Annotated in this window: 21 protein-coding genes; 10 read left to right on the plus strand and 11 right to left on the minus strand. The window is 72.7% G+C overall.

All coding sequences use genetic code 11. From position 1 onward, the window contains the following. Positions 1-217 precede the first annotated feature (217 nt). From ABEB12_RS34115 to ABEB12_RS34135, 5 genes are all read right to left on the minus strand, one after another. Entirely contained in the window at positions 218-1,474 is a 1,257-nt protein-coding gene (locus tag ABEB12_RS34115) for a hypothetical protein (protein ID WP_185063751.1), read from the minus strand. Between the two features lie 110 nt (positions 1,475-1,584). Continuing rightward, positions 1,585-2,202 carry a TetR family transcriptional regulator gene (locus tag ABEB12_RS34120; protein ID WP_185063750.1) on the minus strand — a complete coding sequence of 206 codons (618 nt, stop codon included), beginning with the start codon at positions 2,200-2,202 and terminating at the stop codon, positions 1,585-1,587. Beyond that, the gene (locus ABEB12_RS34125) at positions 2,199-3,008 is read right to left on the minus strand and encodes an enoyl-CoA hydratase-related protein (RefSeq protein WP_185063749.1); all 810 of its coding nucleotides are present in this window, start codon (positions 3,006-3,008) and stop codon (positions 2,199-2,201) included. Before ABEB12_RS34125 ends, ABEB12_RS34120 begins: the two co-directional genes overlap by 4 nt. 56 nt (positions 3,009-3,064) lie before the next feature. Next, the gene (locus ABEB12_RS34130) at positions 3,065-4,504 is read right to left on the minus strand and encodes a M1 family aminopeptidase (RefSeq protein ID WP_185063748.1); all 1,440 of its coding nucleotides are present in this window, start codon (positions 4,502-4,504) and stop codon (positions 3,065-3,067) included. A gap of 280 nt (positions 4,505-4,784) precedes the next feature. After that, a complete protein-coding gene (locus ABEB12_RS34135; protein WP_185063747.1) occupies positions 4,785-6,470 on the minus strand; it encodes a PucR family transcriptional regulator ligand-binding domain-containing protein in 1,686 nt (561 codons plus the stop codon). Positions 6,471-6,522: 52 nt separating this feature from the next. On the opposite strand from ABEB12_RS34135, the gene ABEB12_RS34140 reads away from it, so the two are divergent. From ABEB12_RS34140 to ABEB12_RS34150, 3 genes are all read left to right on the plus strand, one after another. After that, positions 6,523-7,965: an aldehyde dehydrogenase family protein gene (locus ABEB12_RS34140; protein WP_185063746.1), complete on the plus strand. Its 1,443-nt coding sequence runs from the start codon at positions 6,523-6,525 to the stop codon at positions 7,963-7,965. A gap of 124 nt (positions 7,966-8,089) precedes the next feature. Further along, complete coding sequence (locus ABEB12_RS34145; protein WP_185063745.1) at positions 8,090-8,677, plus strand: rhodanese-like domain-containing protein; 588 nt, start codon at positions 8,090-8,092, stop codon at positions 8,675-8,677. An 82-nt stretch (positions 8,678-8,759) separates the two neighbouring features. Beyond that, entirely contained in the window at positions 8,760-9,020 is a 261-nt protein-coding gene (locus ABEB12_RS34150) for a metal-sensing transcriptional repressor (RefSeq protein ID WP_185063744.1), read from the plus strand. 50 nt (positions 9,021-9,070) lie between these two features. Here the strand turns inward: ABEB12_RS34150 and ABEB12_RS34155 are convergent, their stop codons facing one another. Together ABEB12_RS34155 and ABEB12_RS34160 are read right to left on the minus strand one after the other, a co-directional pair. Next, positions 9,071-10,162 carry a cysteine--tRNA ligase gene (locus tag ABEB12_RS34155; protein WP_185063743.1) on the minus strand — a complete coding sequence of 364 codons (1,092 nt, stop codon included), beginning with the start codon at positions 10,160-10,162 and terminating at the stop codon, positions 9,071-9,073. A 41-nt stretch (positions 10,163-10,203) separates the two neighbouring features. Further along, positions 10,204-12,546 (minus strand): hypothetical protein, encoded by a 2,343-nt coding sequence (locus ABEB12_RS34160; RefSeq protein ID WP_185063742.1) that lies wholly within the window; start codon positions 12,544-12,546, stop codon positions 10,204-10,206. A 203-nt stretch (positions 12,547-12,749) separates the two neighbouring features. Here ABEB12_RS34160 and ABEB12_RS34165 point away from each other — a divergent pair, with 203 nt between their 5' ends. Together ABEB12_RS34165 and ABEB12_RS34170 are read left to right on the plus strand one after the other, a co-directional pair. Then, positions 12,750-14,360, plus strand: a complete 1,611-nt coding sequence (locus ABEB12_RS34165; RefSeq protein ID WP_185063741.1) for an amidohydrolase family protein — start codon at positions 12,750-12,752, stop codon at positions 14,358-14,360. Positions 14,361-14,542: 182 nt separating this feature from the next. Next, positions 14,543-15,559 carry a glutamate cyclase domain-containing protein gene (locus ABEB12_RS34170; RefSeq protein ID WP_185063740.1) on the plus strand — a complete coding sequence of 339 codons (1,017 nt, stop codon included), beginning with the start codon at positions 14,543-14,545 and terminating at the stop codon, positions 15,557-15,559. A 121-nt stretch (positions 15,560-15,680) separates the two neighbouring features. On the opposite strand, the gene ABEB12_RS34175 is transcribed toward ABEB12_RS34170, so the two are convergent. Continuing rightward, entirely contained in the window at positions 15,681-16,781 is a 1,101-nt protein-coding gene (locus ABEB12_RS34175; RefSeq protein ID WP_185063739.1) for a hypothetical protein, read from the minus strand. 327 nt (positions 16,782-17,108) lie between these two features. On the opposite strand from ABEB12_RS34175, the gene ABEB12_RS34180 reads away from it, so the two are divergent. After that, positions 17,109-17,870 (plus strand): hypothetical protein, encoded by a 762-nt coding sequence (locus ABEB12_RS34180; protein WP_185063738.1) that lies wholly within the window; start codon positions 17,109-17,111, stop codon positions 17,868-17,870. A 4-nt stretch (positions 17,871-17,874) separates the two neighbouring features. Here ABEB12_RS34180 and ABEB12_RS34185 read toward each other — a convergent pair whose 3' ends face one another. After that, entirely contained in the window at positions 17,875-18,600 is a 726-nt protein-coding gene (locus tag ABEB12_RS34185; protein WP_185063737.1) for a methyltransferase domain-containing protein, read from the minus strand. Between the two features lie 10 nt (positions 18,601-18,610). After that, positions 18,611-19,237, minus strand: coding sequence for a TetR/AcrR family transcriptional regulator (locus ABEB12_RS34190; protein WP_345703387.1), 627 nt, complete (start codon positions 19,235-19,237; stop codon positions 18,611-18,613). Between the two features lie 82 nt (positions 19,238-19,319). Between ABEB12_RS34190 and ABEB12_RS34195 the strand changes: the two genes are divergently transcribed. From ABEB12_RS34195 to ABEB12_RS34205, 3 genes are all read left to right on the plus strand, one after another. After that, positions 19,320-20,342 (plus strand): spirocyclase AveC family protein, encoded by a 1,023-nt coding sequence (locus ABEB12_RS34195; RefSeq protein WP_185063735.1) that lies wholly within the window; start codon positions 19,320-19,322, stop codon positions 20,340-20,342. Further along, positions 20,329-21,675, plus strand: coding sequence for an FAD-dependent oxidoreductase (locus ABEB12_RS34200; RefSeq protein WP_185063734.1), 1,347 nt, complete (start codon positions 20,329-20,331; stop codon positions 21,673-21,675). The genes ABEB12_RS34195 and ABEB12_RS34200 overlap by 14 nt, the downstream gene beginning before the upstream one ends. Positions 21,676-22,135: 460 nt before the next feature. Beyond that, positions 22,136-23,071 carry a universal stress protein gene (locus ABEB12_RS34205; protein ID WP_185063733.1) on the plus strand — a complete coding sequence of 312 codons (936 nt, stop codon included), beginning with the start codon at positions 22,136-22,138 and terminating at the stop codon, positions 23,069-23,071. Here ABEB12_RS34205 and ABEB12_RS34210 read toward each other — a convergent pair. Beyond that, positions 23,057-23,695, minus strand: coding sequence for a TetR family transcriptional regulator (locus ABEB12_RS34210; RefSeq protein ID WP_185063732.1), 639 nt, complete (start codon positions 23,693-23,695; stop codon positions 23,057-23,059). The two genes, ABEB12_RS34205 and ABEB12_RS34210, sit on opposite strands and share 15 nt — an antisense overlap. A gap of 58 nt (positions 23,696-23,753) precedes the next feature. On the opposite strand from ABEB12_RS34210, the gene ABEB12_RS34215 reads away from it, so the two are divergent. Beyond that, positions 23,754-24,767 (plus strand): alpha/beta hydrolase, encoded by a 1,014-nt coding sequence (locus ABEB12_RS34215; RefSeq protein ID WP_345703381.1) that lies wholly within the window; start codon positions 23,754-23,756, stop codon positions 24,765-24,767. Positions 24,768-24,831: the final 64 nt, after the last annotated feature.

A 24,831-nucleotide genomic window follows, 5' to 3' on the forward strand; every position in this document is an offset into this window, starting at 1 on the left:
GGTGGTGGTCACGGCGCCTCCTCGTTGTGAACCGAATGTTCGGTTGGTTGGTATTCTGCCTCGGAACGACGCACGTTTCAACCCCGGGAAGCCGCCGCCCGCGCTACCTTCGGCGAGCTGTTGATCAGGTTGGAGGGGTGGGGACGGCGCGCGCAAGAAGGCGGGACCACCCGGTGGATGGCCCGCCGCGAGGACTGGGACGCCCTCACGGCACAGTTCAGGCCAGCACCAGGATGACGATGGCGATCAGGATGGCCGCCGTGAGCAGGGCCAGGTAGAAGCCCATCATCCCGCCGGACCGCCGCCGGCGCGCCGGCTGGTTGAAGTCCGGCGTGGCGAAGACGTCGGTGGGGAACCGCTCGACGTGATAGGCCTCCGGCCGGTACCGCTCGCGCTGGAACGCCGCGTCCGCGAAGGACTCCGCCGGCGGGTAGGCCACCGGCCGGTGCTCCGGGGTGGAGGGCTGGAACGGCGTCTCGGCGGGTTCCGTGCCGCGTTGCCTCGGCAGCACCGGCCCGCCGCCGAGCGGCTCCGGCGGGGACGGCCTCGGCACGGGCGACCAGGGCTTAGGGGTGGCCCGCACCGGGGGCTCCGGCTCGGCGACCGGCGCCGGTTCCGCAACCGGCTCCGGTTCCGCGGCGGAATGCGGCTGCGCGGCCGTATTCGGCTCCCCCGCCGAATTCGGTTCCCCGCCGGAATTCGGTCCCGCAGCGGAATTCGGTCCCGCGGCGGGTTCCTCGGTCACCTCCGGGTCCGAGGAGGGTTGCGGGGAATCCGCGCCGGCCTCCGGTGCGACGGGGTGCTGTTCGGCCGCCCCGGCGAGCGCCTCATCCAGCACCGATGCGCCGACCTCCCAGCGCCGGGCGTGCGCGACCAGCCGCTCGGGCTCGTCGGATCCGGCGGCCAGCACGGCCAGCGGCATCACCAGTGCGCGCGGCAACTCGGCGTGCAGCGCGGCGAGCACGGTCTGGTCCAGGCCGTCGTCCTCCAGGTCGGCGACCCGGTACCGCAGGTGCTCCCAGAACTCGGCGCGCCGGAGCAGCTCGCTCCACAGCTTCGCGGCGGCCAGCCAGAGCGCGTCCGCGACCTCCCGTTCCTCGGGCTCGGCCTCCAGGTCGAGCGCCAGGGCGTGCGCCCGGACCGCCTCGTCGTGCTCGGCGTGGAACTCTCCGGTGCACCCGCACCGGGGCTTGTCCGTGCCCCACAGCCAGAAGACCTCGCCGACGATGCGCCGACCCGGATCGCCGAGCTCCTCCAGCGCGGCGACCAGCTCGGCCTCGGTCGCCGGCACCGCCAACTCGCCGGACGCCGGCGCGGGCACGCCGCCGGACTCCACCCGCTGCCGCGCCGCGCGCACCACGCGGCGGTTGACGTCCGTCGGCAGGCCGGTCAACCGGAAGGGGTTGCGCAGGTAGAGCCGGGGACCGGCCAGCTCGCGGAGATGGTCGACGGCCGTGACGACTCCGGCCGACATCCCGGTCCGATCCACCGCGCCCCCCAAGCACGCCCCAAAGCGGGCACCAGGCAAGCACGATCGGGGCGCCCTATCAACCGTATAAGTTATGCCGTGTCGCCGACGAGGCGTCAGGTCTGTCCGAGTATCCCCTCCGAGACGACCCGGACCACGTCGTCGGGCAGGTCCGGCAGGCCACCGCGCTCCGGCCGGTACCACTCGATGATCGAGTTGACCGTGCCGGAGAGCAACCGGGCAACCATGCCGGGCGAGATGTCCGCGCGCACCTGGCCGGCCGCCGCCGCCTCGGTGACCAGTGCGGCGATGGCCGCGTCGAAGGCCCGCCGGCGGTCCAGCGCCCAGCGTTCGGTCTCGGTGTTGCCGCGCACTCGCAGCAGCAGCGTGACGTAGGGCAGGTCGCCGGTGAGCACCTGCACCTGCCGGCGCACGATGTACCGCAGCCGGTCCAGCGGCGTACCCCGCCCGGCGTCCGGTTCGTCCAGGATGCCGAACAGCCCGTCCAATGCCCGGGCCAGCGCGGCGCGCAGCAGCTCCTCCTTGCCGCTCACGTGGTGGTAGAAGGAGGACTTGGTGATGCCGGCGGCCTTGGACAGGTGCTCCATGCTGGTCGCGTCGTAGCCCCGGGTGTTGAACTCGGCGACGGCGACCGCGAGCAGCGACTCCGCGTCGTAGACCGCCCGCCGGGCGCCGTCCCGCGCGCGCCGGGTGCGGGTGGCGGGCTCGCTCACTTGCCCTCGAAGACCGGGCGCCGCTTGGCCAGGAAGGCCTCGACGGCGCCGGCGTGGTCGCCGGTGAGGCCCAGCCGGGCCTGCGCGGCACCCTCGGCGGCCAGCGTCTCGTCCAGCCCGGCGACCGCGCCGAGCGCGATGCCCCGTTTGATCTCCGCGTAGGCGGCGGTGGGCCCGGCGGCCAGGCGGCGGGCCAGGTCCAGCGCGGCCGGCAACAGCTCCGCCGGGGGTACCACCGCGCGTACCAGGCCCAGCCGCAGTGCCTTCTCCGCGTCGAACGGTTCGGCCAGCAGCAGGAGCTCGGCGGCCCGGGACGCGCCCACGGCGTGCACCAGGCTCGCGGACAGCCCGGAGTCGGCGGTCAGCCCGATCGCCGCGAACGCGGTGCCGAACGAGGCGCCCTCGGCGGCGATCCGCAGGTCGGCGGCCAGCGCGAAGCCCAGACCCGCGCCGACCGCCCCGCCGTTGATCGCCGCGACCACCGGTTTCGGCATGCCGGCCAGCGCGCGGACGATCGGGTTGTAGTGCCGGTCGACGGTGTCGAACGCGGTGGCCGGGTCGGCGCGCAGCGCCTCGGCGTGTTCCCCGAGGTCCTGGCCCACGCAGAACGACTTGCCGGCGCCGGTCAGCACCACGGCCCGCACACCCGGGTCGTCGGCGACCTCGCTCAGCGCGCCGGCCAGGGCTTCCTTCAGCTCCACGGTGAGCGAGTTGCGCCGGTCCGGGCGGTTCAGCGTGACCACGGCGACGGCTGCGTTCTGCTGGTCCCGCTCGAGCCGGACGGGCGCGTTCTCCGGGCTGCTCATCCGCCCATGCTAGCGCGTCAAACGACCGAACGATCGGTCAGATCGTGTGGACGGCACTAGGCCGGCGGGGCCGGCGGGCGGGTGTTCGCGTACAGCCAGGTCTGGGCGACGTCGCCGACCGGTTTGCCGGACACCCGCTCCAGGGTGGCCAGGAAGTCCGCCACCGTGCCGTTGCCGTTTCGCCGTTCGGCCAGCCAGGTGCGCAGCGTGGTGAAGAATGCCTGGTCACCGACCCGCGCGCGGAACGCGGCCAGCGCCATCGCGCCCCGGCCGTACACGGCGGCGTGGAAGATGTTGTCCTTGCCGGGCGCGCCCGGCGGCACCTGCCAGAACCGCGCGTTGCCGAACTGGCAGTCGTAGGTCCGGTTGGCGATGTCCCGCGCCGACGGGCCGCCGGTGCGCTCCCGGTACAGCCATTCGGCGTAGCTGGCGAAGCCCTCGTTCAGCCAGATGTCCGCCCAGGTGCGCACCGAGACGCTGTCTCCGAACCACTGGTGGGCCAGCTCGTGCACGATGATGCTGACGTCGACGTCCACCCGGAAGCTGGTCGGCCCGTAGACCGGCCGGCCCTGGTTCTCCAGCGCTCCGGTGAAGTCGCAGACGTTCGGCACCACGCCGCCGATGCCGTCGAACGGGTACGGCCCGAACACGTCGGAGAGCACGCCCACGACCTGCGCGGAACGGTCCACCGAGGCCCGCGCGACCTGGGCGACGCGCGGGTCCAGGTTCGCCGCATAGGCCGCGAGGAACGGGCCGAACGGGGTGTCCCGGCGCACGATGTCGTACTTGCCCACGGTGAGAAAGGCCAGGTAGGAGGCCATCGGGGTAGTGGAACGCCAGTGCCAGCGCCGCCACCCCGGCTCGACCGGTTCGGGATCTCCGAGCAGCGTGCCGTTGGAGATCGCCTGCACCGCCTCGGGCACCGTGATGGCGACCGACATGGTCGCCTTGTCCGTGGGGTGGTCGTTGGACGGGAACCACCAGGCGGCGGCCTCCGGCTCGCCGGCCACCAGCGCGCCGTCCGGCGAGCGCACCCACGGCGGGCCGTCGCCGTCCTTGATCGTCGACGGCACGCCGGCGTAGGTGACCACGGCGGTGAACGGCCGGCCGGAGGTCAGCGGGCGTTCCGGGGTGACCCGCAGTTCGCCGGCCTCCTGCTTGATCGCGGCGGGCCGGTCGTCCACGGTGACCGCGCTGGCCGGCACCCGCAGGTCCAGGTTGAACCACTCGCGGTTCTCGGTGGCCGTCGCGGTGATCGTGGCCCGACCGTCCAGCTGGTCGGTGGCCGGGTCGTAGCGCAGCTGGAGGTCGTAGCCGCCGACGTCGTAGCCCCGGTTCCCGGCGTCCGGGTAGTACGGATCGCCGACGCCCTCGGCGAGCGAACCCCGGGCCGGCGGTTCCTCGCCCCCCTGCGTGCCGCGAAAGGCGTAACCGCCGGCTGCCCCGACGACCAGGAGCAGCACCGCACCCAAACCGAGCAGCACCCGCGTCCGCACGAAACCTCCCGGATTGCCGACCTCACCGACGATCTTCGCGCATCACCCCCGGACCCTCCCTCGCGCCACGCCCACCAGGCTCGCCCGGACGTGATGGCCGAAGCACGGTTGCCGCTTCCGACATAGGTAACGGTGTTTTGATGCCGGAAGCGGCAACCGTTCGCCAGCACCAGCCCGAGGTCACCGATACCTCCGACACTTCGGGCCGACCGGACGCGACTGATCGCCATCTCTGCCGGTTCCAGGTCGCTGAGCGAGGCCCCAGCGCCCCGGACCGCTGTCACCGGCGGGGAGCCGTGCCCCGCGAGCCGGCGACGCCTTCCGTGCGCCGCTCGGACAGGCGCAACGCCAGCCACAGCTCGGCCCGGAGGTCGGCGGAGTCCAGCTCCCGGCCGAGCAGCCGCTCCACCTTGCGGATCCGGTTGCGCAGGGTGTGCCGGTGCACGCCGAGCTCGGCGGCGGCCGGGTCCCACTGCCCGTGGTGGGCCAGCCAGGCCCGCAGCGAGCGGGTCAGGTCGCCCGGCTCGTCCAGCAGCGGGCGCAGCACCGCCGCGCTGAACTCGGCGGCCGGCCGCGCCGGGAGCAGGTCCAGCAGGTCGCGGGGCAGCTCAGCGAACCGGCTCACCACGGTCCCGCCCCGGTACTCCGCCGCCCGGCGCGCCTCGTCCCGGGCCCGGCCCAGCTCCGGGTAGCCGGCCGGGCTGGAAACCCCCAGCCGCAGGCCGTCGACCTGGGCCAACACCCGCAGCAGCGAGTCGGTCGGCGGCCCCTCGGAGGCGATCACCACCAGGATCCCGTCCAGCTCGGCGAACAACACGCGGGCCGAGGCGACCCGGCGGTCGGCGGTCAACCGGTCCCGCACGGCCGCCATGGCGAGCCGGCCACCCCGGCCGACCAGCACGTTCAGTGGTTCCGCCGGCATGCCGTGCCAGAGCTCGCCGGCCGCCTCCGCGACCAGGCCGAGCGCGTCGGGTGCGCCGGCCAGCAGCAGCCGCAGCATTCCCGCGCGCAACCGCCATCCCGCGCGGCCCACCGTGCGCGAGCGGTCCAGCAGCAGCGTGCACAGCGGCACGGCGGCGTTCACCACCTGACGGGCGGAGTGCCCCGGCGCCCGCTCGTGGGTGACCACCAGGAAGCCGAGCGGCTCACCCCCGCCGGAGCCGCGGCGGCCGCCCGCGCCGCCGACCAGCGACTGCGCCCACACCTCGGCGGCGCCGTACCGGGCAACCAGGCTGGCCGGCCCGGGCGCCTCGCGCAGCCGGTCCAGGTCAGCGGCCGACACCGGCACGTCCACCCCCGAGCCGTCGGCCGGCCCGGACACGTCCACCCCGGAACCGTCCGGCGGAACGGACACGTCCACCCCGGAACCGTCGGGAGGAACGGGCGCGGCGGCCAGCACCGCGCCCGACCCGTCCAGCAGCACGGCGGTGCCGCCGGCCAGCTTGACCAGCTCGGTGAGCAGGCCGGCGAGCACCACCGGCGGAGCGCCGGGACCCACGGCCGCCGAGGTGAGCGCCCGCTGCGCGGCCACCAGGGCGTCCTTGGCCGCCAGCTCGCGGCCGTGGATGGCCTGAGCCACGGCGCGCGTGATGGCCAGGAACGGCGTGGGCCGGGGCACCTCGAGCAGCGGCAGCCCCAGTTCCTCGGCGGCCACGACCATCGCGGGTGGCACCTCCGGCCAGACCATCCGCACCCCGAACGCCACCGCCGCCACCCCGGCTCCGGCCAGCCGCCGCAGGTACTCGCGCTGCGCCTCGGGGCCGGCCGGCAGGTTCAGCCCGGTGAGCAGCAGCAGCTCGCCGCCCCGCAGGAACTCGGTCGGGTCGGCCATCTCGCTGGCGTGCGCCCAGGCGATCTCCCTGGCCAGCGCGTCGGCGCCGGCCAGCACCCGCAGCCCCAACCCGGACACGGCGACCAGCTCGCGCACCGTCATGGTGGACAAAGTGGAGTCCGGCACGATCGACATGCTCCATATTGTCCATATCTGCACGCCTGGCGCGGGGCGCAGACTGGTTCACATGCCGGTAGCGAGCACCCCGTTCTGGCTCGCGGGCAAGCCCGCGACCAGTTCCGAATCCGTGACCATCAACAACCCCTACGACGGCGCCGAGGCCGGGCGGCACGACGTGCCCACCGCCGAGGACGTGGAGAGCGCCGTGCAGGCGGCGCGGGACGTCAGCGCGGAGACCGCCGCGCTTCCCGCGCACGTGCGGGCCGACGCGCTCGACCACGTCTCCCGCACCATCGCCGCCCGCCGCGACGAGTTCGCCGAGCTGATCACCGCCGAGTCCGGCAAGCCGCTCAAGTGGGCGCTGATCGAGGCCAACCGCGCGGTGTCCACCTTCCGCTGGGCGGCCGAGGAGGCCCGCCGGTTCTCCGGCCGGCTGCAGCGGCTGGACACTGACCCGGGGGGCGTCGGGCGCACCGCGCTGATCCGCCGGGTGCCCCGGGGCCCGGTGCTGGGCATCACCCCGTTCAACTTCCCGCTCAACCTGGTCGCGCACAAGGTGGCCCCGGCGATCGCGGCCGGCGCCCCGATCGTGGTCAAGCCGGCGCCCAAGACCCCGCTGACCGCGCTCGCGCTGGGCGAGGTGCTGAGCGCCACCGACCTGCCCGCCGGGTCCTGGTCGATCCTGCCGGTGCCGAACTCGGCCGCGCCCGGGCTGGTCGCCGACCCCCGGCTGCCGGTGGTGTCGTTCACCGGCTCCGGCCCGGTCGGCTGGTCGATCAAGGAGAGCGTGCCGCGCAAGCACGTGGCGCTGGAGCTGGGCGGCAACGGCGGCGTGCTGGTCTGCGACGACTGGACCGACCTGGACTTCGCCGCCAAGCGCATCGCCACCTTCGCCATGTACCAGGCCGGGCAGTCCTGCATCTCGGTGCAGCGGGTGTACGCGCACGCATCGGTCTACGACGAGCTGCGCGAGAAGCTGCGCACCGAGGTGGCCGCGCTGGTCACCGGTGACCCCCGGGACGCGGCGACCGACGTCGGCCCGATGATCAACGAGGACGCGGCGCGGCGCGCCGAGTCCTGGATCTCGGCGGCGGTCGACGCCGGTGCGCGCCGGGAGCTGGGCGGCGAGCGGGACGGGGCGACGCTGGCCCCGACCATGCTCTCCGAGGTGCCCGAGAACACCGACATCATGGCCGACGAGGCGTTCGCCCCGGTGCTCTGCCTGAACCGGGTGGAGTCGGTGGAGGAGGGCTTCGACCGGATCAACGCGGCCAAGTTCGGCCTGCAGGCCGGCGTGTTCACCCGCGACCTGCAGACCGCGTTCCGGGCGTCCGCCGCGCTGGACGTGGGCGGGCTGCTGATCGGTGACGTGCCCAGCTTCCGGGCCGACCAGATGCCGTACGGCGGGGTCAAGGACTCCGGCGTGGGCCGCGAGGGCCCGGCCTCGGCGATGCTGGACTTCACCGAGGAGCGGGTCACCGTCCTCACCGGCCTGCCGATCGCGCTGTAGACCGGGCCTCCGGCGGGGGCGTGGTTGCCGCGGCCCCCGCCGGGGATACCCCCTAGGGCATAGGCCCGAATCCTGGTAGCATGCCGCTCAGATACCCCCCTCGGTATCAGTCAGGGAGGCGGCGATGACCAGTACCCAGCACTCCCCCATCGACCCGGCCGAGCTGCGGGAGCGGCTGGGCACCGAGCACCCGCCGAGGCTGCTCGACGTGCGCACCCCGGCCGAGTTCGCCGCCGCGCACATCCCCGGCTCGCACAACGTGCCGCTGGACGACGTGCGGGCGCACCGGACCCGGCTGGCCGGCGAGTTGGCCGGTGGACCGCCGACCGTGCTGATCTGCCGCTCCGGGCAGCGCGCGGGGCAGGCCGAGCGGGAGCTGGCCGGGGCGGGCCTCACCGGCCTGCGGGTGCTCACCGGCGGCCTGGCCGGCTGGGAGTCGGCCGGCGCGCCGGTCAGCCGGGGGCACAACCGCTGGGACATGGACCGCCAGGTGCGGTTCGCCGCGGGCTGTCTGGTGCTGCTCGGCGTGCTGGGCAGCCTGGTGGTACCGGGGCTGCAGTGGTTCGCCGGGTTGATCGGGTTCGCCCTGGCGTTCACCGCCCTGTTGGGCATCTGCCCGATGGCGTTGATGCTCGGCAGGATGCCGTGGAACCGGTCCGCCGACTACGACCTGGACACCGCGCTCCGCGGGCTCACCGCCCCGGCGCACTGACCGGGGCAGATATCCCGCACCCAGACCCACTCCGCGACGTTAAGCTTGGCCTACCGGTCGATCGCACACGAAGGAGTGCCGGATGCGGCTTGATGAGGACGTCGTCGGTGACGTGATCAACCGACTGCGTCGGGCCGAGGGCCAGCTCTCCGGCGTGATCCGGATGATGCGCGAGGGCCGCGACTGCGAGGAAGTGATCACCCAGCTGGCCGCCGTCTCCCGCGCACTGGACAAGGCCGGCTTCGCCCTGATCGCCTCCGGCCTGCAGAAATGCATCTCCGAGGGCGAGCGCGGCCAGGTGGACGTGGCCAAGCTGGAGAAGCTGTTCCTCTCCCTGGCCTGACTCGGTAGTAGCGGACCGCGGAGAAGGTGGCCGGCCGCGACGCTACCGGATCAGCCGAGGGCGAGGGTGCGCAGCAGCAGCCGGGCCGCCTCCCCGCCGGACTCCTCGGCGATGTCCAGTGCGCGGCGGGTGTCCAGCTCGGTGCACAGCGCGTCGACCAGCGCCTCCGCCGCCTTGGCCGACGAGGTGGAGGGGCGGCCGGCGGCGGCGTACAGCCGTTCCAACCGGTCGGCGGCCCGGGTCAGCTCGATCGCCCGGTAGTCCCAATCCTCGCGCCAGTCGCGGTCCAGCAGCATCAGCCGGATGGCCGCCGGTTCGTGCTTCTTCAGCAGGTCACCGACCAGCACCAGGTTGCCGGTGGACTTGGCCATCTTGGCCCCGTCGATGTTGACCGTGCCCACGGACAGCCTGGCCCGGGCGAAGGGCCGCACACCGGTGGCCGCGCTGGCCAGTGCCGCCTGGTACGCGTGGTGCGGGAACGCCAGGTCCGCGCCGCCGGCCACCAGGTCCACCGCCGGGCCGAGCACGCTCACCGCGATCGCCGCGCACTCCGCGTGCCAGCCCGGCCGGCCGGGTCCCCACGGGCTGGGCCAGGCCGGGTTCCCGTCACCGGGGTCGGAACGCCGCCACACCGCCACGTCGTACGGCTCCGCCTGCTCACCGCGCTGGGTCAGCTCACCGTGCTGCTCCGGCACCGCCGGCGAGCCGCCGGGCACCGAGGGATAGCCGCGGAAGAACACCTGGCCGTCCCGCACGTAGGCGTGCCCGGTGTCCAGCAGCGCGGCGGCCAGCTCGATCACCCGGTGCACGTGCCGGCGGGCCCGCGGGGTGAACTGGGGCGGGCGCACCCGCAGCGCCGCCATGTCCCGCTCGAACAGGTACTCCTGGGTGACCGCCAGCTCGTCGTAGCTGCTTCCCCCCTCGGCGGCGGCCCGGGTGAGGACGTCGTCCACGTCCGTCACGTTCCGGCAGACCTGCACCTCGACGCCGGCCAGCCGCATGACCGAGGTGGCCGCGTCGGCCCACACGAAGGTCGCCGCGTGGCCGAGGTGCGTCACGTCGTAGGGCGTGATTCCGCACAGGTACACCCGCGCCGGACTGACCAACGGCAACGCGTGCCCGCCGATCGTCACCGCAACCACAACCGCCTCCTCAAGCTGTTCGGCTTTGCGGTCGCAGTATCTCAGTTCGTGGAAATGCGGGCCGTCCAGTACATCGTGCGGTAGCCGCCCACCCCGGCCGCCGGGTTCCCCGAGGTGGCGGGGAAGCTCTGGTCCGTGAAGGGCGTGGAGCGGAACGGGATGGTCTGCACCAGGTCGCCGTTCATCCGCACCTCGATCGTGCCGCTGGCCGGCAGGTCCCCGGTGTTGGACAGCTTGACGGTCGCGGTACAGGTCGGCGTGGTGCACAGCTTCGGCGGCTCGATGCTCAGCGTCAGCTTGGGCTGCTCGTAGAGCCGGACGCTGAAGCTCTTCGCGCCGGCCGCCGTGCTCTGCGCCGTACGCAGGCCGGCCAGCTGCGCCGGGTCCGCCGGGCTGATCTTCAGCGGCGCCTTGGTGTAGAGGGAGATCGACGGCAGGTAGCTGAGCAGCTGGGGCGGCGAGTCGTCGGATATCACCACGGTGCCGATCAGCGGGGACTTGAACGTGCGGCCGTCGACGCCGTCGATGGTCTGCTCCGGTTCCTCGGTCCAGAACGTCGCGCCGCCCCGGAACTGTTGGGCGAGCTCGGAAGGGGACTTCAGGACGGAGTTCAGGGTGGGCACGTCCTGCGGGTTCTTCAGCCAGATGTCGGCCAGCCGGTCGGCCTTGGCCGAGTTCGTGCCGGACTTCCACCAGTTGACGTCCGCCTTGATCAGCGTGTCGTTGCCGACCACGGCGAACTCCGCGCGGTTGCCCTCCTTGCTGATCGTGCCGTAGGCGTCGCCGTTCTTGGCCACGGTCATGTCGATATCGAACTCGCCGGCCGTGTACGCCGACACCTTGCCCTGGTAACGCATCCCGTCGGCCTTGTCCAGCTGGTCGGCGACCTCCGCCGCGACCTGCTGGGGCGGCGGGTCGGACACCGCGAACCAGATCAGCACCGAGCCCACCAGCAGCGCGAACACCACGCCCAGGGCAATCCACAGGCCGATCGGCCCGCCCTTCTTCGGGCCACCGGGGCGGCCGGGCGCCGCCGGCGGCTGCCACGGCGGGGGTTGCTGCCCCCCGTACGGCGGCACGCCCGGGGGCTGTGGCCCCCCGTAAGGCGGCGCGCCCGGCGGCTGCGCACCCGCGTACGGCGGCGTACCCGGTGGCTGCGCGCCCCCGTAAGGCGGCGCGCCCGGTGACTGTGCGCCCCCGTAAGGCGGCGCGCCCGGTGACTGCGCGCCGGGCGGCGGTGTACCTGGCAGCTGAGCCTGACCCCAGCCCGGCGGCATCCAAGCCTGGTGCGGATGCTGCCCGGGCGCCGGGTACTGGCCCTGACCGGGGTACTCGCCCTGCCCCGGGTACTGGCCGAGCCCGGGATACTGGCCCGGTTGTGCCCAGGCGGGCGGCGGCTGCTGGGGCGTCTGCGTTGGAGTCTGCGGTGGGGCCGCGCTCGCCGGCCGCGGTGCGCTCAACCAGTCCGGCAGCGCGGGCGCCGGGGTGTCCGACACCGGAGTCCCCGCCGACGGAGTGTCCGATACCGCTGGACCGGCCGGCGCGGGGATCGCCGTGGTCCGGCCCTCCGGGTCGGAATCTTCGGAACCACCCCGGGAGAGGATCGTCGTCTTCTCATCATCGTCCGGCGCCTTGCCGCGGCTCACCCGGACCACCCCGCCGGCCGGCAGGATCACCGTGTGCTCGTCCGCCTCGGCCGGCACATACCCCTGCTCGGCCTCGCCCGCGTGGTCTCGACGTCGCACAGCTTCCTGTGACGCCGCATACGGTGCGGCGTCACGGTTTGTTGTGCGGCGTGCTGAGGAGAGCACGTCCGAGTCGGCGTCCGCGTCCCTGGCTTCGTCCGCCGACGCGTGCGCGTCCCCGCGGTAGCCCGGTTCGTCCGAACCAACTCCGTCCGGATCCACCGCGTCCGAGCCCCCAACATCCGAGCCCCCGACATCCGAGCCCCCGACATCCGAGCCCGTCACGTCCGTGACCTGGCCGTCTAAGACAGCATCGTCCTTGCTGGCATCGTCCTTGCTGGCGTCGTCCGAGCCCCGACCGTCCGGGGCGGCTTCGTCCCTGGTCGCTTCGTCCGAGGGCTGGCCGTCCGAGACGGCGTCGCCCCGGGTTGCTTCCTGCGAGCCCCGGCCGTCCGGGACGGCGCCGTCCCCGGTGGCTTCTTCCGTGACGGCTTCGCCCGGGGTAGCGGTCTCGGGTGCGGCCTCCGGACCGGGGCGCTCAATGGTGGACGCGGGATCCGGGGTGCGATCCTCCGGCGCCGTTTCAGCGGCGTTCCCTTCGGGCGTCCCCAGCTCGGGCGCGGCGCCCTCGGAGTCCGGCCGCTGGTCCCGCGCGTCAGCGCGAGCGGTACTCGCCGGCTCCGGCCGACCCTCGTTCATTGCACGGTCCCCCCTGGTAGGACGGTTCTTTGTACCCATTGCGACCGCATCCGGGCGCCCCGGGTTGGCACTGTGACCGGATCGTGACCTCACGTAATCAAACCGGCTGGCGGGCCGGTTCGCCCGCCGACACGACAGGACATGCGCAGGCGCGCGCTTTGGGGCACGGTCGAGTCGGGGAACGGCAACCGAGGGGAGCACCCATGATCGACGAGGTGCCAGTAACGATCTTCACCGCCCGGACGGTCCACGCCCAGGCCGGGCGGCCGGTGGAAGCATTCGCGGTGACCGGCGAACGGATCGGCGCGGTCGGCGAGCTGGCCGGGCTGCGCGAGCGATACCCGGCGGCGGCGGTGCGAGACTTCGGCCCGGCGACCGTCGTGCCCGGGTTCCACGACGCGCACATGCACATCGGCCTCACCGCCGAGGACCTGCTCCACCTGGACCTGTCGCACGCGGCGGTGGGCAGTATGGACAACCTGCTCGCCACGGTCCGCGAGGGCGCGCGGGCCAAAGGTCCCGGCGAGTGGCTGCGCGGCGCCCGCTTCGACGACGCGAAGACCGGCCGGCTCACCCGCCACGAGCTGGACGCGGCGGCCGGGGACGTGCCGACCATCGTCACCCACGTCGCCGCCCACTGGGGCGTGGCGAACAGCGCGGCGCTGCGCGAGCTGGGCTACCACGAGGACAGCGAGCCACCGGCCGGCGGCGAGTTCGGCCGGGACGCGGACAACCGCCTGGATGGTCGGTTGGTCGAGCGCGCACTGCTGGACGTGCTGTACCCGGCGACCAGCAGGACGGAGTCACCGATCCGGCCCAGCTCGCCGGAGGAACGCCTGGTCGGGCTGCGCCGCGCCACCGAGATGTTCCACGCCGCCGGCCTCACCTCCATCTGCGACGCGCTCGCCTCGCCCGCCGACATCGCGCTGCTGCGCCGCGCGCAACGGGCCGGCGAGCTCACCCTGCGCACCAGCCTGCTGGTCGCCGTCGACCACTACGCGAAGGTCCGCGAGTTGGGGGTCGGCAGCGGTTTCGGCGACGACCGGCTGCGCATCATCGGGGTGAAGGGCTTCGTCGACGGGGCCATCGGCGGGCGCACCTGCCTGTTGTCCGAGCCGTTCTGTGACTCGGACTACCGGGGCATCCAGATCACCGACACCGAGGAGCTGCACCGGTCCATCGCGCAGGTGCACGCGGACGGCAACCAGATGGCCGTGCACGCCAACGGCGACCAGGCGATCAGGCTGCTCCTGGACGCCTACGAGGAGGCGGCGCACACCAACCCAAGGCCCGGCCTGCGGCACCGCATCGAACACTGCACCCTGATCGACGAGGAGATCCTCCGGCGGATGCGCGCACTGGACGCGATAGCGGTGCCGTTCGCCGGCTATCCCGCGTACCACGGCGGGGCGCTGGAGTCCTGGTACGGCCCGGAGCGCACCTCGCGGATGTTCGCGCACCGCTCGTTCCTGGACGCCGGCATCACGGTCGCCGGGTCCTCGGACTACCCGTGCGGGCCGTTCGAGCCGTTGCTGGGGCTGCAGAGCATGGTCACCCGGCGCGGGATGGACGACGGCATCACCGTCGGCGCGGCGCAACGGGTCACCGCCGCCGAGGCCCTGGAGATTTACACGGTGGGCTCGGCTGAGGCCTGCGGCGAAGCCGGGCGGAAGGGCCGGCTGGCCCCGGGCTACCTGGCCGACTTCGTGGTGCTGGACCGCGACCCGCTGGCCGCCGACCCGGAGGATCTGGCCGCCGTACCGGTCGCCCACACCTACGTCGGCGGCACCCCGGTCTGGTCCCGTCAGACCTGACCCGTCCCCGCTCACCACGCCGGCCCCCGCGTACCCGAATCCCCGACTCGCCGTACCTGAAGTCCCGACTCGCCGTACCTGAAAGCCCGACTCACCGCACCTGAAAGCCCGACTCGCCGTACCTAGATCCCCGACTCGCCGTACTTGAAAGCCCGACTCGCCGGGTGTGTCATCTTGGGTGGGTGGGAGACGATCACGACTGGGCCGGGTTCGGCGAGGCGGTCGACGCGTTGGTGGCGACCGATTTCACGGCGCGCGGCGTCTGTGCGCCGCTCTACGCGGCCGCCCGGGAGCGCACGGGCGAGCCGCTGGTGCTGGCCGCCGCGACCCGGCTGCGCGAGCGGGTGCGCCCGGGTGACCCGGTGCTCATCTGCACCGGGTGGCCGTGCGCCACCTGGCTGCTGTCCGACCTGACCGAGACCGACGGTCCGGTCGGTGCGGCGCACCTGGCCCGCGCGCTGGAGGAGTGTCTCGGCGCCGTGCCGGTACTGGTAACCGCGCCCGCCCTGGTACCGGTCGCCGCCGCCGCGCTGCGCGGGGCCGGGCTGGTCGTGGCCGACCTGGACGTCGCGGCGCGGTCCAAGTCCGGCCCCCGGCGCGCGGCGGTGGCCGGGGCGATCGGGTTCACCACCGACGCCGCGCGCGCCGGCGACGACGCCGCCGGCCTGCTCGACCGGCTGCGCCCGGCGGCGGTGATCGGCATCGAGGTCCCGGGCGCGAACCAGGCCGGCGACTACCACGACGCCACCGCCAGCCGGATCCCCTCCGAGCTGGTGGTGAAGGCCGACGCACTGGTGCGCGCCGCCGCCGAACGCGGCTCGTTGACCATCGGCATCGGTGACGGCGGCAACGAGCTGGGCATGGGCTCGATCGCCGAAGCGGTCCGCCGGCACCTGCCGGACGGGGAGATCGTTGCACCGGCCACCGAGGTGGACACGCTGATCGTCGGTTGCGTGTCCAACTGGGCGGCCGTGGCGCTCTCGGCCGCGATCAGCGCGCTGGCCGGACGGCCGGACTTCCTGGCGGGGGTGGACCTCCGGCGGATCATCGACCAGGCCTGCGACGCCGGGGCCATCGACGGCCCCACCTCCTACATCGACGCCAAGTCCGACGGCACGCCCCTAGCGGCCAACCTCGGCCTGGTCGCCCTGCTGGAGACGGCGGTGCGCGCGCACTCCACCGGCTGGCGGATGGCGTGACCCATCCGGCCGGCGGCGTGCTCTGGACCGGCACGACGCGATGGCCGACGACGTCGGGGCACGGGCGTGATCGGAAGTGGTCCTCGCTGGTCCGGCACCGAACCTGTCCGGGCTCGAGACGCTAGGCCGGCTTGGTGCCCGGCGGCCGCTGCGACGGCGTGGACGGCATCTCGGGCGAGGGACCGTAGGGCGAGGAGCCGTAGGGCGAGCCGCCGTACGGGCCGCGCGGGTAGCCGTAGCCGGGCAACCGGCTCATCACGCTCGGCGCGCTGTTCGCCTGGGGAACCAGCGCGCCGATCTCGGCCAGGGTGTCCGGGCTGGCCGGAGCGATCTTGGCGGTGAAGTTCGCGCCGCCGGCCGGGTTGTTCTCCACGGAGACCAACCGGGGACGTCGCCCGTCGGCCACCAGCACGGTGCCGAACGAGTCGGCGGCGAACACCCGCAGCCGCCGGCCGTCCACGGTCCGCTCGGGCTGCTCGGTCCAGCCGACCACCGTGGCCAGCCGGTCGGCGTACCGGGCCGGCGGGTCGTGCACCACCTGGTTGAGCCCGGGCGTGCCCGACACGGTCTGCCCGCGCAGCCAGCCGTTGCCCAGCGAGGCCGTCTTGACCAGCACCTGGTCACCGACCATGCCGATCTCCATGCGGGTGGCACCCACGGTGACGTCGCCCTTGCCGTTGCCGGCGCGGTCGATGGTCAGGTTGATGCCGAAGCTGCCCAGCGAGGAGCCGGTGCTGCTGCCCTGGATCGCCATGCCCTCCCAGCCGCGCATCTCGTCGGCGATCTGGGCGACCACCTCGGACGGCTCGGCCTTCGCGGTGGCCACGAACAGCCCGACCGCCCCGGCCACCAGCAGCGCCACCACGCCGAGCGAGACCCAGACCAGCGCCCGGACCCCGCCCGAACGCCTCGGCGGCGGCACCGGCCCGCCGGCCACCGGCCAGCCGGGGTGCGGCTGCCTCGGCTGGGGAATGAGCCCGGGCGGCACACCCTGTCCGTGCGGAAGCCCCGGCCCCTGGGATGCGCCCGGCGGGTACTGGCCACCCGCCCACCACGCACCCGGCTGGTGGGGCGTTCCGGGGGCGCCGGCCGGTCCTACCCGAGCGGGAGGCGGCGCCCAAGCGCCCGGCGGCGCGGCGCGTTGCGTGGGGACTACTGGCCGCGGCGCGGCGCCGGGCTCGGCGCCCGCCCTCGGGTCCGCCGAGGGCCGGTTGTGGTTCATGCCGTGGTCCTCACTGCTCGGCTCCAGCTCGCTTCCCCCACAGTGACCGGCCGAATGGCCGCCGGGTTGTGGTCAACAATTGTCGTTACCAAGTTGTGATCCTACGGCCAAATCCGCCGCTTAACGATCACCAGATCTAGGACTTGCGCTGGCCACGGGCGTGCGGCATGTGCGGCGGCGAGGGCTTCGCTGAGCGCCCGGCCAAGCCTCGGCATCGGGTTTATTACGACGGGTCTCGGCGACGTCACAGCCGTCCCGTTCGGTGGACACCCTCAGATCGGCGCGGGTACCTTGGTAGCACAGCTAATGACCAGGGGGAGCTGTTCCGTGCTCAAGCCACGTTCGTTCGGGAAGGTACTGGTCGGCACCGCGCTGCTGCTGCCGGCGGGCATGCTGACCCAGACCGCCGTCGCGCACGCCCAGCCGAGCGCGGGCACATCGGTGCTGGCCAGCTACTCGCAGGACGATGGCACCGACGATGGGGCCGATGGCTCCGAAGAGCTGCCGCGGAGTGCCCGCCCCGACAAGGGGTCTACGTCCGGAGCGCAGTACGAGGAGGTCGGCCCGGCCCGGTCCCTGGAGGACATTCGGAACGCCAACCAGTCCGGCGCCTCACAGGAGCCCGCGAAGGAGCCCGAGTACGACCCGCCCCTGTTCAACGGCGTGAGCCAGCTGGCCAAGAGCATCGTGGGCGGCGTGGTCGGCGCCGTCGCACGCGAGGGCGGCCCGTTCGACGACGACAAGGGCACCTGGTTCAACCTGTTCCTGCAGCAGTTCCTCTCGGCCGCGAGCCAGACCGCCGGCCAGGTGGGCCAGGCCACGCAGAACACCGTCAACACGCTCACCGGGAACCAGCCGGAGCCGGCCGCCTCCGCTCCGGCCCAGTCCGCGCCCGCGCCGCAGGCTCCCCCGGACCCCGCCGCCTCGATGCCCGCACCGCAGCCCAGCACGTCGATCACCGAATCTCAGCCGCAGTACAACGGGTCGCCGCCTGCCGGCCCCGGCCACGGCAGCGGCAAGCAACCGGGTGTCGGCGAAGCGGACGGCCCGGTGCCCGACGGCAGCAAGGGCAAGGGCGCCAAGCCCTGAGGGCTCAGCCTTCCAGGCCCTCCAGCCGGAAGTGCCAGATGAGCATGACCGGCGCGTAGTCGCCCACCAGGTGCCGGTACCCGGGCAACCGCCCCGGCCGGCCGTCCGGGTCGCGCACGGTGGGGATCGAACCGCGCAGGATGCGCTCCGGATGCAGGTCGGCGATGACCAGGTGGCCACCGGGCCGCAGCACCCGGGCGAACTCGGCGAGCACCGGGTCCAGCTCCGGCACATGGGTCAGGGCGAGCCCGCACACCACCAGGTCGACGTGGTCGTCCGGCACCGGCAGCCGGCGAAGGTCGCCCAGTCGGAAGTCGGCCTCGGGCAGCCGTCGCCGGGCGTGCTCGAGCATGTCCGGCGAGCCGTCCACCCCGATCACCCGGTGCCCGCGCCCGGCCAGTAGCGCCGCGTGGTGGCCGGTCCCGCAGGCCGCGTCCAGCGCGACGCCGGCCGGCAGCGGCTCGATGATCTCCCGCACGGCCGGTTCGTCGAAGGCGAAGGCGCCGTTGGGGGCGGAGTCGTAGGTCGCGGACCAGGCCCGGTATCCGGCCACCGGGTCGACCCAGGTGACCCTCACGGCGGCCTCGGCCAGTTCCGGGTCGTCCAGCAGCCGGCGCACCTCGGCGATCCGCGCCCGGACGAACTCCTCGTCGCGTTCCCCGATGAAACCGCGCAACAGCGCGAGCCCTTCGATGCCGAGCAGGTAGGCGAGCGGGTGCTCGTAGATCACCCGGCCGACGTTAGGGCGTCCCCCCGGGAGCGGCGAGCGACTTTTCCAGCCGGCGCCGCCAGGCCCTGATCTCGCCGGCGAAGTCGTAGCGCTCCGGGGTGAGCACGGACCGGAAGCACAGCCCGATCGCGTAGGACACGAACTCCTCCGCCTCGCGCGGGGGGTCCAGGTCGGGCCGGACCGAGCCGTCCCGCTGGCCGGTGGCCAGGTGCCCAGCCAGCTCGGACTGGTAGCCGACGATCAGGTCGGCGAACCAGGGGGCGAAGTTGCGCAGCCCGCCCGGGGTCTCGAACGTGAGCACGATCAGCGCGCGCATCACCTCGGGGTCGTGCTCGACGGCGTGCAGCAGGTCGTCCAGCTGGCCCAGCACGTGGTCGCGCCCGGTGCCGATCCGCTCGCCCCGCGCGGCCGGCAGCAGCCGCTGGCCGAACGTCTCGAACAGCGAGCCGAGCAGCGCCTCCTTGGACCCGTACCGGTCGCGCACCATGTTCCGGCTGAACCCGGCGCGCAACCCGATCTCGGCGGCGGTGGTCCGCTCGTAGCCCTGCTGGGCGAACAGCTCGACGGCCGCGTCCAGCAGCGCCAGCTCCGACTCCCGCACCCGCTCGGCGTTCGTCCTGGGCGAGCGCCTGGTCATCGTGGTCACCCGGGCAAGGCTACCCGTCTGCACCGAAACAGATATCTGTCTGTTGACAGACAGATAGGCTACGCTCCCCAACATGACGTCGACGGCGACGCGGGTCGAACCGGACCGGCTCGAGGGACAGCGGACGGCCGCGCGACTCTGGGTGCTGCACGGCCTGGCCTGGTTCGCGCTGATCGCCTACTGCTGGACGATGTGGGTGCTCTCCGGCGACTTCACCCCGAACACCCTCGGGCGCGGGCTGGAACCCACCTGGTACGTGGTGCTGGTCCGCTGCGTGGAGGTGTTCTTCGGCATCCTGATGTCCGGCTGGATCCTCTGGCGGTTCGTCCTGGGACCGAAGATCAGGACCGGCCGGTTCACCTTCGACGGGCTGTTCTTCCTGTCCGCCTGGCTGATGTTCTTCCAGGAGCCGTGGATCAACTGGACCGTCTACCAGTTCCAGTACGCCACGACGTTCGTCAACTTCGGCGGATGGATGGCGCACATACCCGGCTGGAGCTCGCCGAACGCGGACAAGATCCCGGTGCCGCTGGTGTACGGCATGGCCTACCTGTGGATGTGCGGCATGCTCGGCTACGCCAGCTCCCGGTACATGGCCCGCCAGCGCCGCCGCGACCCGGGCCGGAGCGTGTTCCGGCTGATCACGCAGACCTACGCGCTGATGATCGCCATCGACATCGTGATGGAGCTGACCATGACCCGGCTCGGGTTGATCAGCTATTCGATGACCATCCCTTCGCTGACCCTGTTCGCCGGCACCGACCACCAGTTCCCGCTGTACGAACCGTTCAGCTGGGCCGGCACCTTCGTGGTGCTCGGCTGCCTGCACTTCTTCCGCGACGACCGGGGGCGCTCGCTGCCCGAGCGGCACATCGACAAGCTGCGCCTGGGTGAGCGGGCGCGCACGTTCGCCCGGTTCCTGGCCGTTCTCGGGGTGTGCCAGCTGGCCATCCTGGGCACCTTCAACATCCCGTACTGGTTATACGCGTTGCATACAGGGCCGATACCGGCTGCACACATAGAGCGGGAATGGCGCAACGGCGGGGTGTGCGGCCCGCAAACCACGTGGAAGGAATGCCGCCTTGTCTATCGGTAGAGCCGCTGTGATCGGCGCCGGGATCGCCGGCACCACCGCCGCGTACCGGCTTCAGCAGGCCGGGTTCGAGACCACCCTGTTCGAGAGCCGCGACCGGGTCGGCGGGCGGATCTGGACCGTGCGCAAGGGCGAGTTCCTGATGGACCTGGGCACGGCGGTCTACCTGGGCACCTACCGGGACGCCATCGCACTGATCAAGGAAGTGGGCCTGGAGCCGGAGTTCGTGGTGCGCTCCGCGATGGGCGCGATCCCGCGCGACGGGGTGAACCACTACCTGGACTACACCACGCCCATCCGGACCGCACTGGGCACTCGGCTGCTGTCCCCCGGCGCCAAGCTGCGCGGGCTGCGGCTGGCCGCCGACGTGTTCGCCCATCGCCGCGGCCTGGGCTACGACAGCTACGACCAGCTGGCCGAGATCGACACGGAGACTGTCCGCGAGTACTGCCGGCGGCGGCTCAACGAGGAGCTGCTGCAGTGGTGCGGGCGCCCGCTGGTGTCCGGCACCTGGGTGGCCGACGACGCGGACACCTCGGTCGCGCTCATGCACTGGACCGTGCGCAACATGCTGGTGCCCAACGTGTACAACCTGATCTCCGGCGTGGTCGGCCTGCCGGCGAAGCTGGCCGAGTACGTGGACCTGCGCCTCGGGCACGCCGTGCGCAACGTGACCGACAACGGCTCCTCGGTGGAGATCACGTACGACGCCGGCGGGGAACGCACCGAGCGGTTCGACACCGGCGTCATCGCCACCACCGCCCGGCCGGCGCTGGAGATCTACCCGCAGGTGGACGAGGTCACCCGGGGCCTGTACTCCAGCACCCGGTATCGCCGGCTGGGCAGCATCTGCCTCGGGCTGTCCCGGCGGCCGCCCGACCCGGCGACCTACTTCCTCGTCCCGCCGGCCGAGGACCCGGACACCATCGCGGTGATCGCCGACCACAACAAGGCCCCCGGCCGGGCGCCGGAGGGCAAGGGCCTGCTCACCGTGCTGCTCTCGCACGAGTACCTGGAACGCACCGAACACCTGACCGACGAGCAGGTGCTCGACTACGCGCTGGACCGCGCGGCCCGCTACCACGGCTACGACGTGGCGGCCGACCTGGAGGAGCACGCCGTGGTGCGCTGGCCGGAGTCGGTGCCCACCCTGGACCGGGGCCGCTTCGCCCGGATCGCCGACTACCGGCGCCGGATCGACCGGTCGGCCCGCGTGCAGTTCGCCGGCGACCTGGACCGCATCCCCGGCCTGAACGGCGCCCTGGTCAGCGGCCAGGAAGCCGCTACCCGGGTACTCGACCGGTTCGCCGCCCGCCGGGTGGCCAGCCCGTCCTGAGGCTTCGCGCACACACCTTGGCTCTGCGTGGAAATACGCAACGGGGGCTAATCGAGGTTCACTTTATGTGACTGACGGGACATGTGGGACTGACCGAGGGCCGTGCGGCCGTTACTGACCGCGCACCGATGCCCGCCACCGGGCCGTACGCCCCACGATCCATGATCGATATCAACCTGAGTGCCCTTTGTCGCGACAAAACGGGCTCTGAGGTTGATGTCGATCAGTCGCGAGTTGTGAACGGCGATTAGCCCGCGTTGCGTATTTCCACGCAGAGCCAAGGGGAGGAACAGCCCGCGGCGCCGGGGAACTACGCAGCGCGATCGATCGTAATCGAACCGTTGCCACCCAGAACAAGTGCCACTTGCTAAATATGGTCGAGTCCGCGACCATATAACGAGTAATCGAGGACTAGACGAAGTCGCCGACGACTTGGCGACAACCCGTACAGGGGGTTCCCATGCCCACGTTCAACACCGTGGTCGCCGGGGTCCACGACTCGGAAACCGGTTTCCGCACCGTCGAGGTCGCCGCGCTACAGGCCGCGGAAGCCGGCAACCGGCTGATTCTGGTCACCGCGTTCCGGGGGATGGTGCGCGGCCGGAGCGGCGACGAAGAGACCACCTACCAGTCCGAGGACCGCGAGGCCGCCGAGCGGGTACTGGCCCGCGCCGCGGCGCGGTGCGCCGAGGTCGGCGCGTCCAACGTGGAGATCGAGGCAGTGCCGGGTGAGCCGGTGGCTGTGCTGGTCAACGCGGTGAAGCGGCATGGGGCGGACATGCTGCTGGTGGGCAACCACGGGCTGTCCAGCATCGCCGGCCGGCTGCTCGGCTCGGTTCCCTCGGGAGTGCGCAAGGAAGCCCGGTGCGACGTGCTGATCGCGCACACCACGACACACGAGTGGCGGAAGCTGCTGAGCCGCCGGCACCACCCGCGCACCAGCAACTACCAGCGCAAGATCGTGGTCGGCGTGCACAACTCGCCACTGTCCCACCGCGCGCAGGAGAAGGCCGCCGCGCTGTGCATCGAGGGCGGCGCCAAGCTGATCCTGGTCGGCGTGCGGCTGCCGGCCAACATGCGCGAGCTGGCCTACGCCACCGACATGCTCCGCGAGGACAGCTACCAGGCACACGACGCGACGTTCAACCGGGACGCCATCGCCGAGTCGCTCTACGAGGCCGAGGAACACGCGCGCGAGCTCGGCGTCGCCGACGTGGACAAGGTGATCGCGCACGGCGACCCCGGCCCCGGCGTGCTCCGGGTGACCGAGGAGCGCGAGGCGGACCTGCTGGTCGTGGGCAACCGGCACGACCACGGCCGGGCCGAGCGCGCCCTGGAGTGGGTCACCACCCGGGTCTCCAAGCACACCGCCACCCACCTGCTACTGGTGGATTAGATAGCGAGCGGCCAACACCGCTCCCACCTCGGCGGCGTGGTCGATGATCCCCTCGGCGGGGACGTCGACCACGCCGGCGCGCCACGCCTTGATCAGTTCGACGAACCCGCCGATGCCGATCAGCGTGCTCATCCGTAGCCCGTTCTCGTCCGCGCCGGGCCGGAAGAACGGCCGGCCAAACTGAATGAGCAGGTCGGTGACCTGCTGCAACGCGTCGATGTGCCGGCGCTCCAGCGCGTCGTTGCCGGTGTGCTCACCGAACAGGATGCGCGCCCTGGCCGGGTTCGCCGCCACGTCGTGCACCAGCGTGGCGATGGCCGCGCGCAGCTGCGCGATCGGGTTCTGCACCGCGCCGGTGATCACCGCGACCAGCTTGGCGATCAGCTCGTCGCCCATCTGGTCCCAGACCGCCACGAGCAGCGCCTCCCGCTCCGGGAAGCTCTCGTAGAAGTAGCGGTCGATCAGTCCGGCCTTCGCGCACACCCCGCGCATGGTGACCGCCGACCAGCCCTGCTCGCCCCAGATCTCGATCGCGGCGTCGATCAGCTGGCGGCGGCGTTCGGCCCGGCGCTGCTCGGTGCTGCGCCCGCCGTACACCCGCGAGTTGGTTTGCACGCCCTCCATCTTGACAAGCTACCGCCGGTAAGCACAATCTGATGGCATGCACCTTCAGAGAAGGCAGGTGCCATCAGAAGCGTCCTGGCGGGCCGTCGCCGCGCGCCGGTTCACCCGGGCGACGCTGCGGCCGCTGGGCACGTTCATCCCGGCCACCCCGGGCGGGGTGCGGTTCACCCGGCGCCTGGTCGCCGGCTCGCTGGCCGTGTTCGGGCCGCCGCTGCGCGGCACCTCGGTCCGGCGGGTCCAACTGGCCACCCAGGGCGCGCCGGCGGTGCGCGGGGAGTGGGTCCTCGGCCCCGGGGTGAGCGGTGCGGACGCCGCCGTGCTGTACATCCACGGCAGCGGTTACGCGATCTGCTCCGCCCGCACCCACCGGGGCCTGACCTCGCGGTTGTCCGCCGACACCGGCCTGCCGGTGTTCGCCTGCGACTACCGGCTCGCCCCTTCCCACCGCTTCCCGGCCGCCGCCGACGACGTGCGTTCCGCCTTCGAGTGGCTGCTCACCCAGGGCTTCCCGGCGCACCGGATCGCCCTGGCCGGCGACTCCGCCGGCGGCCACCTGGCTATGGACCTGATCGGCGAGCTGGGCCGCGCCGGGCTGCCCCTTCCGGCGGCGGTCGCGCTGTTCTCCCCGCTGGTCGACCCGACGTTCGCGCTGGCCGGGGAACGCGACCTGTTCCGGCCCGACCCGATGATCTCGGCCGGCCGGGCGCGCCGGCTGGTGGCCCACTACCTGCGGGACGCCGACGCCGAGCACCCCCGGCTGGCGCTGCCCTTCGACCCGTCGGTCGACTACCCGCCGACGCTGGTGCACGCCGGCGGCGCGGAGATGCTCGCCGCCGACGCCGAGTACCTGGCCCGGCGGCTGCGCGCCCTCGGTGCGCGCTGCGAGCTACGCGTCTGGCCGGGCCAGATGCACGTGTTCCAGGCGCTGCCGGCGCTGATCCCGGAGGCCCGGCCGGCCGTGCGCGAAGCGGCCGCCTTCCTGCGCGAAGAACTAGTGCCCCGACACGGAACGTCGGCATGTTTATTCGGTGGATCCAGAGGTCGGCTGGCAAGGCGGAGGAGGAGTGCGTAGCGGAGCTACGTGCGACGACGACAACGCCGCCAGGCGGCGTCTGGGCCGCCGAGAAACGTGCCGA

Source organism: Actinospineispora eucalypti (genome assembly GCF_039543365.1).
Classification (GTDB): Bacteria; Actinomycetota; Actinomycetes; order Mycobacteriales; family Pseudonocardiaceae; genus Pseudonocardia; species Pseudonocardia eucalypti.